The sequence below is a fragment of the Candidatus Pelagibacter sp. Uisw_137 genome (assembly GCF_047720245.1).
Lineage (GTDB): Bacteria > Pseudomonadota > Alphaproteobacteria > Pelagibacterales > Pelagibacteraceae > Pelagibacter.
Genome location: NZ_CP159811.1, coordinates 178711 through 193087, shown reverse-complemented (window position 1 = coordinate 193087; position 14377 = coordinate 178711). Strand labels below are relative to the sequence as shown.

General features: G+C 29.8%; 18 protein-coding genes. 7 read left to right on the top strand and 11 right to left on the bottom strand.

Annotated features, from left to right (window positions below):
* Nucleotides 1-26: 26 nt before the first annotated feature.
* The 11 genes from pal to ABXT61_RS00985 form a co-directional block, all read right to left on the bottom strand.
* Nucleotides 27-509, bottom strand: a complete 483-nt coding sequence (pal, locus tag ABXT61_RS01035; protein ID WP_415315470.1) for a peptidoglycan-associated lipoprotein Pal — start codon at nucleotides 507-509, stop codon at nucleotides 27-29.
* Between the two features lie 85 nt (nucleotides 510-594).
* Complete coding sequence (tolB, locus tag ABXT61_RS01030) at nucleotides 595-1932, bottom strand: Tol-Pal system beta propeller repeat protein TolB (protein WP_415315469.1); 1338 nt, start codon at nucleotides 1930-1932, stop codon at nucleotides 595-597.
* Nucleotides 1933-1934: 2 nt separating this feature from the next.
* Entirely contained in the window at nucleotides 1935-2744 is an 810-nt protein-coding gene (locus ABXT61_RS01025; protein WP_415315468.1) for a cell envelope biogenesis protein TolA, read from the bottom strand.
* A 5-nt stretch (nucleotides 2745-2749) separates the two neighbouring features.
* Nucleotides 2750-3166 (bottom strand): protein TolR, encoded by a 417-nt coding sequence (gene tolR / locus ABXT61_RS01020; RefSeq protein WP_415315467.1) that lies wholly within the window; start codon nucleotides 3164-3166, stop codon nucleotides 2750-2752.
* A 1-nt stretch (nucleotide 3167) separates the two neighbouring features.
* On the bottom strand, nucleotides 3168-3842 hold the full coding sequence (tolQ, locus tag ABXT61_RS01015; RefSeq protein WP_415315466.1) for a protein TolQ: 675 nt from the start codon (nucleotides 3840-3842) through the stop codon (nucleotides 3168-3170).
* A 53-nt stretch (nucleotides 3843-3895) separates the two neighbouring features.
* The gene (locus tag ABXT61_RS01010; RefSeq protein WP_415315465.1) at nucleotides 3896-4390 is read right to left on the bottom strand and encodes a crossover junction endodeoxyribonuclease; all 495 of its coding nucleotides are present in this window, start codon (nucleotides 4388-4390) and stop codon (nucleotides 3896-3898) included.
* A complete protein-coding gene (locus ABXT61_RS01005) occupies nucleotides 4390-5115 on the bottom strand; it encodes a YebC/PmpR family DNA-binding transcriptional regulator (RefSeq protein WP_415315464.1) in 726 nt (241 codons plus the stop codon). Before ABXT61_RS01005 ends, ABXT61_RS01010 begins: the two co-directional genes overlap by 1 nt.
* Before the next feature lie 5 nt (nucleotides 5116-5120).
* Complete coding sequence (locus ABXT61_RS01000) at nucleotides 5121-5927, bottom strand: TIGR00282 family metallophosphoesterase (protein ID WP_415315463.1); 807 nt, start codon at nucleotides 5925-5927, stop codon at nucleotides 5121-5123.
* The gene (locus tag ABXT61_RS00995; RefSeq protein ID WP_415315462.1) at nucleotides 5924-6469 is read right to left on the bottom strand and encodes a 5-formyltetrahydrofolate cyclo-ligase; all 546 of its coding nucleotides are present in this window, start codon (nucleotides 6467-6469) and stop codon (nucleotides 5924-5926) included. Before ABXT61_RS00995 ends, ABXT61_RS01000 begins: the two co-directional genes overlap by 4 nt.
* A 4-nt stretch (nucleotides 6470-6473) precedes the next feature.
* On the bottom strand, nucleotides 6474-6920 hold the full coding sequence (locus ABXT61_RS00990; protein WP_415315461.1) for a cell division protein ZapA: 447 nt from the start codon (nucleotides 6918-6920) through the stop codon (nucleotides 6474-6476).
* Nucleotides 6908-7231 carry a 5-formyltetrahydrofolate cyclo-ligase gene (locus ABXT61_RS00985; protein ID WP_415315460.1) on the bottom strand — a complete coding sequence of 108 codons (324 nt, stop codon included), beginning with the start codon at nucleotides 7229-7231 and terminating at the stop codon, nucleotides 6908-6910. Before ABXT61_RS00985 ends, ABXT61_RS00990 begins: the two co-directional genes overlap by 13 nt.
* 53 nt (nucleotides 7232-7284) lie before the next feature.
* On the opposite strand from ABXT61_RS00985, the gene tkt reads away from it, so the two are divergent.
* Genes tkt through ABXT61_RS00950 form a run of 7 tightly spaced genes read left to right on the top strand, consistent with a single transcriptional unit; the run spans nucleotide 7285 to nucleotide 14356 of the window.
* Nucleotides 7285-9243, top strand: coding sequence for a transketolase (gene tkt, locus ABXT61_RS00980; protein ID WP_415315459.1), 1959 nt, complete (start codon nucleotides 7285-7287; stop codon nucleotides 9241-9243).
* A gap of 2 nt (nucleotides 9244-9245) precedes the next feature.
* Nucleotides 9246-10253, top strand: a complete 1008-nt coding sequence (gene gap / locus ABXT61_RS00975; RefSeq protein ID WP_415315458.1) for a type I glyceraldehyde-3-phosphate dehydrogenase — start codon at nucleotides 9246-9248, stop codon at nucleotides 10251-10253.
* On the top strand, nucleotides 10253-11431 hold the full coding sequence (locus tag ABXT61_RS00970; RefSeq protein WP_415315457.1) for a phosphoglycerate kinase: 1179 nt from the start codon (nucleotides 10253-10255) through the stop codon (nucleotides 11429-11431). The genes gap and ABXT61_RS00970 overlap by 1 nt, the downstream gene beginning before the upstream one ends.
* A gap of 1 nt (nucleotide 11432) precedes the next feature.
* The gene (locus ABXT61_RS00965; RefSeq protein WP_415315456.1) at nucleotides 11433-12443 is read left to right on the top strand and encodes a class I fructose-bisphosphate aldolase; all 1011 of its coding nucleotides are present in this window, start codon (nucleotides 11433-11435) and stop codon (nucleotides 12441-12443) included.
* Nucleotides 12430-13053 carry a thiamine phosphate synthase gene (thiE, locus tag ABXT61_RS00960; RefSeq protein WP_415315455.1) on the top strand — a complete coding sequence of 208 codons (624 nt, stop codon included), beginning with the start codon at nucleotides 12430-12432 and terminating at the stop codon, nucleotides 13051-13053. Before ABXT61_RS00965 ends, thiE begins: the two co-directional genes overlap by 14 nt.
* Nucleotides 13050-13610: an elongation factor P gene (gene efp / locus ABXT61_RS00955; protein ID WP_415315454.1), complete on the top strand. Its 561-nt coding sequence runs from the start codon at nucleotides 13050-13052 to the stop codon at nucleotides 13608-13610. The genes thiE and efp overlap by 4 nt, the downstream gene beginning before the upstream one ends.
* A 5-nt stretch (nucleotides 13611-13615) precedes the next feature.
* Nucleotides 13616-14356: an inositol monophosphatase family protein gene (locus ABXT61_RS00950; protein WP_415315453.1), complete on the top strand. Its 741-nt coding sequence runs from the start codon at nucleotides 13616-13618 to the stop codon at nucleotides 14354-14356.
* Nucleotides 14357-14377: the final 21 nt, after the last annotated feature.

Here is a 14377-nt window from a genome sequence, read left to right as displayed (position 1 = left end):
GGTCTTTTATAAATTACTTAAATTGATTAGTTAGCTTTAACAGTAACTGATCTTCTATTTTTAGACCAAGCTAAAGGGCTAGATCCAGAATCTACCGGTCTTTCTTTACCATAACTTAGCACAGAAATTCTATTTGAAGAAATTCCATAAGTCATTAAATAGTCTTTTGCTGAATTAGCTCTTCTTTCACCTAATGCTAAGTTGTACTCTCTTGTACCTCTTTCATCAGCGTGACCTTCTAAAACAACATTAATATCTGAATTTTTTCTTAACCATGCGGCTTGTTTTCTTAAAGTTTCTCTTGAAGCTGTTGTAAGTACAGTTTCATTTGTTGCAAAGAAAACTCTATCTGGAACACCAGATGCTAAATATTCAATAGAATCTGTTCCAGTATAAACATCTCCTTGGAGTTGCCCTGTTGTGGATTTTTTTTGTGTTGCACAAGCGGTTAAGACTATACTTGCCAATATAATTAGAAATGCATTTTTTAAAATTTTACTTAAGTTCATTGTTACTCCTTAAATCTTATTTGATTTACTTACTTTTTCATAACTAATTAAATGTTTCAAGCTAAAAAATCAAGTAATTTAACTATTAATCACTTAATAATGATGACCAGGATGGGTCAGATGCATCTGTTTCAGTTTCAACCATCTTCTCATTATATCCTGTTAAATCAATAGACCATAATTTAGCTGAAAACCCCTCTCCTTTTGAGTTGGTTTTGGTCTCCCTATAAAAAATCAGCACTCTTCCATTTGGAGACCATGACGGTGCTTCTTGATAAAAATTCTCTGTTAATAGTCTTTCACCAGTTCCATCCGTTCTCATTACTCCAATATAAAATTTTCCTTTATGAAGCTTAGTAAATGCAATTAAATCACCTCTTGGAGACCACACTGGGGTTCCATACAAACCATTTCCGAATGAAATTCTCTTAACATTTTTTCCATTACTATCCATTACATAAATCTGTTGGTAGCCACTTCTGTCTGAGTTAAAAGTAATTCGTTTTCCGTCTGGTGAGTAAGAGGGTGATGTATCAATTGATGGATGATTGGTAACTCTTTCAACAATTCTATTTTCAAGATCCATCGTATAAATATCAGAGTTACCATCTTTAGCAAAACTCATTATTATTTTTTTTCCATCAGGTGAAAACCTTGGGGCAAATGTCATTCCAGGAAAATCTCCAACTACTTCTTGCATTCCAGTTTCTATGTCTAATAAATATACCCTAGGTAAATTTCTAAAATAAGAAAGATATGTAACCATTTGATTAGTTGGGCTAAATCTTGGTGTTAAAACCAATTCATTTCCAAGAGTTAAATATTTATTATTAAAACCATCTTGGTCCATTATTGCTAATTTTTTTATTCTGTTAGTCTTTGGGCCTTCTTCAGCAATATAAATTATTCTAGTATCAAAATAACCTTTTTCACCAGTCAAACGCTCGTAAACTTTGTCAGTTATGATATGACCTACTCTTCTCCAGTTACTAGGAATTGTAGTAAATGCTAAAGCCATCATTTCTTTTCCAGCTAAAACATCCCATAATCTAAATTCTACTCTTAGCTTTTCATCTACAAACGTGACCTTGCCTGTTACTAAAGCTTGTGCTTTAATTAAATTCCAATCCTCAAACCTTGGTTTTAAATTGGCTACATCTGGCTCTTGTAGAAATGCATCTTTATTTAGTGGATTAAATAGACCAGATTGTCTTAAATTATTTTCTACAATTATTGAAATTTCTGATCCAAGATCTTCTTTTTTCAAAATTTTTTTAAAATTTTCTTTTGATTCATTATCTATTGATAAAGGGGATACAGCAACTGGTAGTGGATTTAAATTTCCTCTAGTAATATCAACTTCGATTAAAGCAAAAGCTTTAATGGGAATAATAAATAATATAAATAAATATCTTAATAACATTTTTATCCTTCTAACATTTCTCTAGCATCAAAGTTTAGCTGCATATTTTTCCATCTTTCATAACCTGTACTAGGCACTCTAAGAGGTTGGCAAAGTTTTACAGCCCTTAATGCACTTTCAGCTAATACTTTATAAAATCCTTGTCCAGGCCTATTCATTCTAGCATGATCAAGAATCTCAGTTTTTATAATAGAACCATCCGGCTTTAATTGTAACTTAATTCTAACTAATAAATCTTCATTAAACGGTAACCCCAGAGGAATACTCCAGCATCCAAAAATTTGAGCTTTTAGAGCATCTTCTTCGCTTAGGGTTAATCCAGCAAAATCCATTTCTTTATCTTGATCTTGGGTAACTTTATCAGATTTTTTATTTGTTTCCGCACTCTCAGCCTTAGATTTATCAATTAATGCGGCAATACTATTGGTGTCAAATAATTCTTTTTTTTCAAATTCTGAAATTTGTTTAGTTTCTGTCTCTTCTTTTTCGGGGTTTTGTTTTTCATCTTTAATTTTTTTAATTTTTTTTATTTTTTCATCTGGAAGTGGAACGGCATCTGGCTTTTGTTTTTTTATTTTTTTTGGTGGTGCCTGTTCAGAAACTAATTTTTTTTCTTTTTCTTTAACCTTCTCTATTATTTTTTTTGCTTTAGGTGCAAAAGGAATATTGGTTTTGTCTGTGATTTGAATGAGTTCAACAGATATAATTGGAGGAAGATCAATCGGTTTTTTAGCAAGAAATGGTAAGCTCATAGCTGTAATTATTACAAGAAATATATGAAGCCCAAAAGAAATGACAATATTTCTATTCACTTTAACTATCTCTCTTTATATGGTTCAGAAATTAATGCTACTTTAGTAAAGCCAGAACCAGATAGCATCCCCATTATTTCTAGAACTCTACCATAGTTTATTGATTTATCACCTCGTACATAAATTCTAGTATCTGTTCTATTTTTAGATACAGCTAAAATTTTTGCTATTATTTTATCATATTCAACTTTAGATTCTTGTATAAATATTTCACCTTTAGAATTTATAGATAATGTTAACGGCTCTAATTCTTCAGGCAATGAATCTGCAGAGCTTTCGGGTAGATCAACTTGTATTCCAACTGTCAATAATGGTGCCGTTACCATAAATATAATTAATAATACCAACATTACATCCACAAAAGGAGTAACATTAATTTCACTCATAGGTTCTTTGGATGAACGATTGAGTTTAAAAGTCATTTTATATTATTGATAAAAATCTTTTAGAAAAATTTTCTAATCTTTGTGAATATTTTTTTGAGTCGTTATTAAATTTATTGTAAGCAACAACTGCAGGTATTGCAGCTAATAATCCAAGAGCAGTTGCAAATAATGCTTCTGCTATTCCTGGTGCCACAATCGCCAAACTTGTATTTCTTGAGATTGCTATAGATTGAAATGAGTTCATTATTCCCCATACAGTTCCAAACAAACCTATAAAAGGTGCTGTTGAGCCAACTGTTGCTAAAAATGTAAAACCTTTATCTATTTTTGAAATTTGTTTTTCAATATTAACCTCAAGTATGCTTGCCATTCTTTCATTTAGGTTAGATTTACTTTTGGCTTTTAATAAACTTTGCATAGTATCTTTAAACAATGAGGCTGTTGGGTTCTCTACATCAGCTGGCAAACTATTATAAAAGGTTTCTGCCGATTTTGATTTCCAAAATTTTTCCTCAAATTCCTCAGATTCTAGATTGATTTTTTTAAATAACCTAAATTTTTCGATAATAACAGCCCATGAGTATATAGAACAACCAATCAACATAAGTATTACTGACTTTACAACAAGGTCTGCTCTTAAGAATAAACTCCACAAAGAAAAATCTGTATTTGAGGCAAGGCCTACTGCTTGAGATGAAATATCTGCTTCCATATTTAAGGTTTCACACTAAAATGTGTCATGAATTTGACTTTTAAAATCTTAATTTATTCTTCTAATTTATAGGTTTCGTAATAAAAGCTAGCAATTAATATTGCATCAGCTTTATTTGAGTCTTTTTTTCTTGATAATTCTGATGAAAAGTAAGGAAATACCTCTATTGCTTTTGTTCTGCTGGCATCTTTTTCAGAATTAATAAGATTAAAATATTTTTTCCATTTTGCCGGTCTTACAAAGTACATTGGTAATTGCATTGCAGAACAGATCCCTTTTAAAATACCAAATGATTGTCCAAAATTAAACATACTAGTAACACCTTGACCCGGCATAGCTGATACTTGTTCAATTATAACTTTGATATCTTCCTTTTTTATATCCTTAATTCTTGAAGAAATTTCATAATAAATTTGAGCGCCATTAACCTGTTTTTTATTTTTTTTTCCTTCTGGCATATTTGGCATTTCAATGACATCAATTATTTTGCCATCTTGAAAAAAGCAAATAGAACCTGTTATTCCTGGATCTATTCCAATAATAAGCATTAACTATTATTAAAGTTTATGTTTGAATAAACACTTTGAACATCATCATCATCTTCTAATGTTTCTAAAAACTCTATTGCTGCTTCCACTTTATCTTTTTCAACATCTACACTATTTAAGGGAACCCATTCAATCTCCGTTGAAATAAAATTTGCAATTGTTTTTTCTAAGTTTTTTTTTACATTATAAATTTCGCTCATAGGACATTGAATTTCATGAAATTCATCATTTGAAATACACTCATCTGCACCAGATTCAATTGCTAGTTCAAAAATTTGTTCATCTGAGATTTCTTTTTTATCTATTTTGATAATCCCTAACTGATTAAAGTTATGTGAAGCAGAACCCTGGGTCCCTAAATTGCCACCACTTTTTACAAATATAGATCTAACATTAGAAGCTGTTCTGTTTTTATTGTCGGTTAACGCTTCTACGATCACAGCTATTTTATCTGGACCAAATCCTTCATATCTTAAATTTTCATAATTTGTTTCAGAGTTAGCAGAAGATTTGGCAATAGCTCTTTCAATATTATCTTTTGGCATGTTAGCTGACTTTGCTGCTTGAATTGCAGACCTAAGTCTTGGGTTCATCGCAGGATCTTTATCACCTAGTTTTGCTGCTACACTTATCTCTTTAGATAATTTTGAAAATACTTTAGATCTCTGTTTGTCTGCTTTTCCTTTAGAGTGTTTTATACTTGCCCATTTTGAATGACCCGACATAATAATTATTGAGAATTTTTTAATTCTCCTCCATATATAAAATTTTCTACATTTTTAGCTAATCCTGTTTCTATATCACATTCAACAATCACACCACACAAACTAGCTTCACCAATTGATGGAAAGTGCTTTGTAGACTTTTTTTTTAAAAACCTATTAATTGAATTATCTTTATTCATTCCAATAACTGAGTCGTAGTCGCCACACATTCCTGCATCTGTTTGATAAGCAGTACCACCTTTTAATACTCTCGTATCATTTGTTGGAATATGTGTGTGAGTTCCAACAACCAATGTCGCTTTTCCATCAAAAAAATGACCCATAGCTGCCTTTTCACTTGTTATTTCTCCATGAAAATCGACTAATAGAAAATCATAATCTTCTTTAAGCTTATATTTTTTCATAAATTTTTCAGCTGCTTCAAATACATCTTCACATTTCTTCATAAAAACATTTCCCATCAAATTAAGTACACCTACTCTCATCTCATTTTTTGCAGTAAATATTCCAAACCCTTTTCCTGGAGATGGTTCAAATAAATTTTTAGGTCTAAGAAGTCGATTTTCTTTTTCAATATGAGACATTGTTTCTTTCTGATCCCACACATGATTGCCCGTTGTAATAACATCTACTCCACAATTGAAAAAATCTTTACATATTTCCTCTGTAAGACCAACGCCTGAGTCAGCTGCATTCTCACCATTAACAACTACAAAGTCAATTTTTTCATCTTTAATTTTTGATAGTAAATTATTTAAAACCATCGAGCGCCCTGAAATGCCAACTACATCACCCAAGAAAAGTATTTTCATTTTATAATAAGTTTATTTGTTACAATATAATCTAATTTTTGATCATACATATTAATTGGCACTTTATCAATTTCTTGGACTGAAAAAGCTAAACCTATCTTTATGATATTTTTTTTTTTTGATAATTTTTCTATTAATCTATCGTAATATCCACCACCATATCCAAGTCTGTTCAAATTTTTATCAAATGCTAGTAAAGGAATTAACAAAACATCAGGGTAAACTATATTTTTGTTTTCTGGTTCAGGTATCCCATATTTATTTATTTTTAATGGTTCAGAGAATGACCATGAATAAAAATCCATTTGAAAATTTTTCTTAATTACGGGCAAAGAAATATTAAATTTATTCTTTTTAAATTTTCTTAATAGTGCCAAGTCATCTATCTCAAAGTTTACTGGATAGTATCCACCTATAATCTTATTGGTTATCTTTTCTTTTTTAAGAATTTTAATGATTTGGTTAAAGTTTAGCTGAATATTTTTTGTATTAAATTTTTGCCTAACTTTAAGAATTTTCTTTCTTAATTTAGACTTTAACACAAATCTACTGAACTGGATTTTCTAAATTTGCTTTTTCAACAAAATTTTCAATTTCATCTGTAGCTGCTTCGATTATTTTTTCATAATCTTCTTTATTTTTTTCTATTTCTATTTTAAAATCTTCGTGGTCTTGTTGTAATTCCTTCATTTCTTCTTCTTTTTTATCCCTGTAATCATAAACTAATGATTTTAATTCTCTAAATTTATTTGATAAATTCTGTAACTCAGTTTTTTTTTGTTCTATTTTTTTTTTAGTTTCAAAATATTCATCCATTATTTGAACTGAAGTGATCAATAGAAGTTTATTTTCCCCTATGTTTCCTAGGTCATTCTTTAAATTATTAAATTTTTCATTAATATAAGTTAACAATTCTTCTAAATGCTCTTCTTGTCCATCATCACAAGATAGAAGAAAATCTTTGCCATTAAATTTAATATTTACATTTGCCATTTATCTATTTCTTCTAATAAAGTATCTGTTTCTTGATTTAATTCATCTATTTTTTCTGAAAATTCTGTTTCTTTTTTTTGTTCGTCTATTTTTTGCTTATTAATATCTTCTAATTTTTGATTAAGAGCTTTGTATTCACTTTCTAAATTTCGATATTTTTCTTCTATTTGTTTTTTTTCAATTTCTAATTGATTTTTTTGAATGTTTAAGTTTTCTAAATTAAACTTTAACGTTGGGTTTTGTAAATTTAAACTCTTCAATCTATTAAGTGCAAAACTAAGCTTTTTTTCTTTTTCACTGTCTGTTTTCATATATATATATTTATATTATTAAATTGAGTCTTCTAAGTCTAGATAGGATATTTTTGAACAAATTACATAAAGATTTATCAAACGCAATAAGGTTTTTATCGATAGATGCTGTGCAAAAAGCAAATTCGGGCCACCCTGGGATGCCAATGGGTATGGCTGACGTAGCAACAGTTTTATTTAAAGATTTTCTTAGATTTAATCCAAAAAATCCTAACTGGCTAAATAGAGATAGATTTGTTTTATCTGCTGGTCATGGATCTATGCTTCTTTACTCTTTATTACATTTAACTGGGTACAAAAGTATTTCCTTGAATGATATTAAAAATTTTAGACAATTAAAATCAATTTGTGCGGGTCACCCTGAATATCACCCTGGTACTGGTATTGAAACGACGACGGGTCCCCTTGGGCAAGGAGTTGCTAATTCAGTTGGGTTTGCCATTGCAGAAGAAATTTTAAAAAAAAAACTAGGTAAAGAAATAATAAATCATAAAACTTATGTTTTAGCTGGAGACGGATGTTTAATGGAAGGTATTAGCCATGAAGCAATGAGTTTAGCAGGACACTTAAAGTTAAAGAATCTAGTTATGCTCTTTGACAATAACTCAATATCAATTGATGGACCAACTAGTTTGACAGTTTCAGATAATTTTAAAAAGAGATTTGAAAGTTATGGTTGGGATTACATTCTAATTAATGGTCATAATGAAAAAGAAATTTTTGCTGCATTAAAAAAAGTTCAAAATGCAAAAAGACCAACTGTTATTTCATGTAAAACAAAAATTGGGTATGGCTCACCTAATAAATCTGGCAAAGCCTCTTCGCACGGTAGTCCAATTGGCTTAGATGAAATCGAATTAGTTAGAAAGAGTTTAGATTGGGAATATAAACCTTTTAAGATTCCTAAAAATACTTTAAATGAGTGGAGAAAAATTGGTAGCAAAGGTGTAAAACTAGATTCTGCATGGAATAAAATTTATAAAAGAAAAAAAAATTTAGTAGATAAAGTCTTTAAAAATAATTTCTCTAAAGCTTTAAAAAATGAAAAGCAAAATTCTCTTAAAGAAAACATAAGTCTAGCCTCAAGAAAAGCTTCTGAGTTAACCCTTAATGCCCTTACAAAAGAAAATAATACATTAATTGGTGGTTCAGCTGACTTAGCGGGATCTAATAACACCAAGACAAAACATCATAATGCTATTAATTCTAGTAATTTTAATGGTAATTATATTCACTATGGAGTTAGAGAACATGCTATGTCTGGAATAATGAATGGACTAGCACTTCATAGTAAATTTATTCCTTACGGGGGAACTTTTTTAATATTTTCTGATTATTGTAAACCTTCCATTCGTTTATCTGCTTTGATGCAACAACGTGTTATTTATGTGATGACCCACGACTCTATTGGCTTAGGGGAAGATGGACCAACACACCAGCCCATAGAACAACTGTCTGGATTAAGATCTATTCCTAATTTAAATGTTTTTAGACCAGCAGACAGAATGGAAACTATCGAATGTTGGGAATTAGCATTAAAGAACTCGAAAACACCAAGTGTGTTATCTTTAACTAGACAAAATCTTGAACCTATTAGAAAAAAATATTCAAATACAAACAAATGTTCTTTGGGTGCTTACGAGGTTTTAAGAACTAATAAAAAAATTAATTTAACAATATTTGCTAGTGGTTCTGAGGTTAATTTAGCAATTGAAACTAGCCATAAATTAGCCAAAGATAAGATATATTCTAAAGTTGTGTCAGTACCATGCCAAGATATTTTTGATTTACAGTCAAAATCATATAAGACAAAAATTCTTAATGAAGCTAAATTTAAAATATCTATTGAAGCTGCTTCAACAGATTGTTGGAAAAGATATATTGGAACTGAGGGTCTAGCTTTTGGAATAGATACATTTGGTAAAAGTGCACCATACAAAGAAATTTATAAATATTTCGGATTAACAGTTCGAAATATTTCACAAAAAACTAAGAAACTAATAAAGAGTTAAGTATGACAATAAAAGTTGGCATAAATGGAATGGGAAGAATTGGTAGAATGGTAATTAGAGCTATCATTGAGAGTCAAAACAAAAACATAGAAATCAAACACATCAATAACCGATCAAATTCTGAAGCCAGTTGTTCTTTAATTAAATACGATTCTATTCATGGTAAATTTAATGCAGATTTAAATTATGATGAAAAACATTTAATTATTAATAATAATAAAATAACATTTTCACAAGAGTCTAATATTGAAGATATCAATTGGAAAAAGTTTGGTGTTGATTATGTTTTTGAATGTACTGGAAAATTTAACTCAAAAGAAAAATTATTAGCTCATATAAAAAATGGGGCTAAAAAAGTTATAGTTTCTGCTCCATGCAAAAATGCAGACAAGACTATTGTCTATGGAGTAAATGAAAATATTTTGACAAAAGATGATCAAATTATTTCTGCAGCCTCTTGTACAACTAACTGTCTTGCACCAGTTGCTAATGTTTTAAATGAAACTTTCGAAATTGAAAAAGGGTTTATGACAACTATTCATGCTTTCACTAGTGACCAAAGAATTTTAGACAATTCCCATAAAGATCCTAGAAGAGCAAGATCTGCCAGTCAATCTATTGTACCAACTTCTACGGGTGCTTCAAAAGCAATTGGTGAAATTATACCTGCATTAAAAGGAAAGCTTGAAGGCATTGCAATGAGAGTGCCGACTCCTAATGTTTCCCTTATAGAGCTAGTTTTTTGTACAAAAAAAGAGATGAGCAAAGAAACAATTAATGAGGCATTTACTATCGCCTCTAAAGAACAGTCAAAAAACGTTTTAGAAGTTACGTTAGAAAAATTAGTTTCAATTGATTTCAATCATAATTCAGCTTCAGCAATTGTTGATTTGTCTTTAACTAATGTGGTTGGTAAAAATATGGGAAAAATTTCAGCATGGTATGATAACGAATGGGGCTTTTCAAATAGGATGTGTGACATAGCAGAACATCTTCATCAAATCTCTTAATGAGAAATATTCAAGACGAGACTAATCTCAATCAAAAAAAAGTATTACTTAGGTTGGATTTAAATGTTCCATTAGATAATGGGAAAATTACTGACACCACTCGAATAGATAAAATTTTACCTACTATTAATTTTTTATTAAAAAATGAAGCAAAAATTATAATACTATCTCATGTTGGTAGACCCAATGGCAAAGTTGTAAATGAACTCTCTCTTAAGCCAATTTGTGAAGATCTAAAAAATAAACTAAACAAAAATATAAGACTAGTTTCAAAAAATATAAAAGAAATTAAATCTACCGATTTATTTAATGAGCAGGATGAAAAAATTGTAATACTTGAAAATCTTAGATTTTATGAAGAAGAAGAAAAAAATGATAAGAGTTTTGCAAAACATTTAGCAAGTCTAGCTGATATTTATGTCAATGATGCTTTCTCATGTTCACATAGGGCTCATGCCTCAATTTTTGAAGTCACCAAATTTATCCCTTCATACGCTGGCCTTCAATTAAATTTTGAAATTGATGCACTAACTAAAATTACGTCTGAAATTAAAAGACCCATAACATGTATCATAGGTGGTTCTAAAATATCTTCTAAAATTAATATAATTAAAAATTTAATTGCTAAATTTGATAATATTATAATAGTTGGTGGAATGGCCAATAATATACTCAAATATAAAGAGTATGAAATTGGAAAATCTATTCAAGAAGATAATTGTGACCAAATTATTGAAGAAATATTTTCTTTATCTGAAAAAGAAAACTGTAAGATAATTTACCCTGAGGATGTTGCCGTAGGGAAAAACTTAGATGGATCAGCTGAAATAAAAGAACTAAATAATATTTCTAAAGATGAATTAATTTTAGATATTGGCCCTAAAACAATTAAGGCTATTAATTTATTAATTGAAGAAAGTAATACTATCTTGTGGAATGGGCCCGCTGGTTATTTTGAAAATCCTAATTTTGCCAAAGGAAGTGTTGAAATAGCACAAAAGATTATTGAAAAAAATAAGAATAATACAATTTACTCAGTTGCAGGTGGTGGTGATACCGTTTCTCTCTTAAATAGTATTGGAGCAACTAGCAATTTTAATTTTGTTTCAACTGCGGGTGGGGCTTTTTTAGAATATCTTGAAGGAAAAGAACTTCCTGGTATAAAGGCTCTTAATTAACATGTCAGAACTTAATAAAATTGCCTTAAAAATACTGTCTAATGGTAAAGGAATCCTTGCTGCTGACGAAAGCAATGGAACTATGACCAAAAGATTAGACTCAGTTAATGTACCCTCTAGCCCAAAAAATAGACTTCTATTTAGAGAAACTCTTTTTTCCGCAAGTAGGATGAAAGATTTTATTGGTGGTGTTATTTTATATGATGAAACCATTAACCAAACGTCTAGCTCAAACCAAACTATTCCAGAACTAATTTCTAAATCTGGAGCAATTCCAGGAATTAAAGTTGATACAGGTGCAAAAATTCTGGCAGGATCTAATGAGGAAAAAATTACAGAAGGTCTAGATGGCTTAAGAGAAAGACTAAAGAACTATTATAAACTTGGAGCAAGATTTACAAAATGGAGAGGTGTTTTTAACATTTCAGATAAATATCCAAGCAAACTATCAATGCACTCCAATGCTCATGCACTGGCAAGATATTCGGCTTTAGTTCAAGAATGTGGAATGGTTCCAATTGTAGAACCTGAGGTTCTAATGGATGGAAATCATTCTGCTGAAACTTGTTTTAATAAAACCTCTGAAGTTATTAAAAAATGCTTTGAAGAATTAATGATTAATAAAATAGACTTAGGTGGAATAATTTTAAAACCTAATATGATTTTAGCAGGAACTGCTTCTGATAAAAAAATATCAAGTGAAGAGGTTGCAAAACTTACTTTAAAATGCCTAAAAGAAAGTGTGCCAACTGAAGTGCCTGGAATTGCTTTTTTATCTGGAGGACAAACAGAGGTGGAAGCTGCAGAAAATTTAAACCTAATTAACAAATATAATGATACAAATTTTATTATGACCTATTCATACGGTAGAGCCTTACAGCAAAGTGCACTTAAATTTTGGTCAAAAGATACTAATAATACTAGCGGCACTCAAAAAATCTTTAACCACAGAGCAAATATGTGCACACTTGCAGCTCAAGGCAAATGGTCAAAAGAACTTGAAACAAAATAAAACAAATAAAAAATTTATTTATCTAATTTCTCCAAATAAAATAACTGATATAAATTTTTACAATGATTTAGCTCTTGTTTTAAGTTCCAAAAAAATAAGTTTTTTTCAACTAAGGCTTAAAAAAGAAACAAATTTAAACAAACTAATTATTGGAAAAAAAATTAAGAAAATTTGCAATAAATACAAAGTTAAATTTTTAATCAACGACGATCCCCTTCTTGCTAAAAAACTGAATGCAGACGGTTGTCATTTAGGTCAAAAAGATATGGACTTAATAAAAGCTAGAAAAATATTAAAGAATAAAATTATTGGTGTGACCTGTCATAATTCTATTAATTTAGCAAAGAGAGCTATTGAAGCTGGTGCTGATTATTTGGCTTTTGGTGCATTTTATGAAACCAAAACCAAGATAGTTAAATATAGAGCTAGTTTAACTGTATTAAAATCTATTAAAAAAATAACTTCCATACCAATTGTTGCTATTGGTGGCATAAAGCTTAGCAATTATAAAAAGCTTTTATTGAATAAAGCTAACTTTTTAGCTATTTCAGGCTACATTTGGAATAATAAAAAATATAAACCATTAGAAGCTATTAAGAAATTAAAATGAAATTATACGCAAGTGAAATTAGAGTTGGGATGTTAATTGAATATAAAAATGATCTTTGGCAAGTCTTAAAAACACAACATGTAAAACCTGGCAAGGGTGGTGCTTTTGCTCAAGTTGAGATGAAAAGTGTGAATAAAAATACAAAATTAAATGAAAGATTTAGATCAAGTGAGTCTGTTGAAAAAGCTTCATTAGATGAGACAAAGTTTAATTATCTTTATGGTGATGAAACTGATTTTTATTTTATGGACCCTAAAACTTACGAGCAAATAAATATTAAAAAAGAAACAATTGGAGAAAAAGGTAAAATGTTAACAGAAAACTTAGAAGTCAGTATAAGTTTTTATAATGAAAAACCTTTAATAGTTGAACTGCCCAATCAAGTAACGTGCACAATTGATACAACTGATGTTGCTTTAAAAGGGCAAACAGTTTCCTCTTCTTACAAGCCCGCAACTTTAGATAATGGAGTAAATATTCAAGTCCCTCCATTTATTGAAAGTGGAGATAAAATCATAGTTGATACTAGAACTATGGAATATGTCAAAAAAATATAAATCATATGCAATCAATATCAGCCAATCTAAATGTCATGATAAAAGCTGCAGAAAAAGCATCTAGAGCTTTAATTAGAGATTTTGGAGAAATAGAAAAACTACAAGTTTCAATCAAAGGACCTACTGATTTTGTATCTAATGCTGATTTAAAAGCTGAGAAGATAATTATAGAAGAATTAAAAAAAGCAAGACCCTACTATTCTATTATTAGTGAAGAAGATGGTTCTGAAACTAATAAAGATAAAGAACACACATGGATAATAGATCCTATAGATGGTACTACAAATTTTTTACATGGTGTTCCTCACTTTGCAATATCAATTGCTTTAAAATCTGGTGACGAAATAGTATCGGGGTTAATTTATGATCCAATAAAAGATGAAATGTTTTATGCTGAAAAAGAAGGTGGTGCGTACTTTAACAATCAAAGAATTAGAGTATCAAAAAAAAGAGAGCTTAATAGCTGCTTGTTTGCGACAGGCGGTGTAACTAAAAATGAAGTCGACTTACCTTTGAGAAAATCTGGAAGTGCAGCACTTGATATTGCCTACGTTGCAGCCGGTAGATATGATGGATATTTTCAAAATGATTTAAATTTATGGGATATAGCTGCTGGTATAATATTGGTAAAAGAGGCAGGTGGCTTAATTAATGAAATTGACCTCTCGCAAAATAAAAGCATCAAAATAAGAGCTTCTAGCATGGCAATTAATGACAAAATGCTTGAAAAACTAAAGAACTTTTAATTGTTTTATAAAATTCTTTTG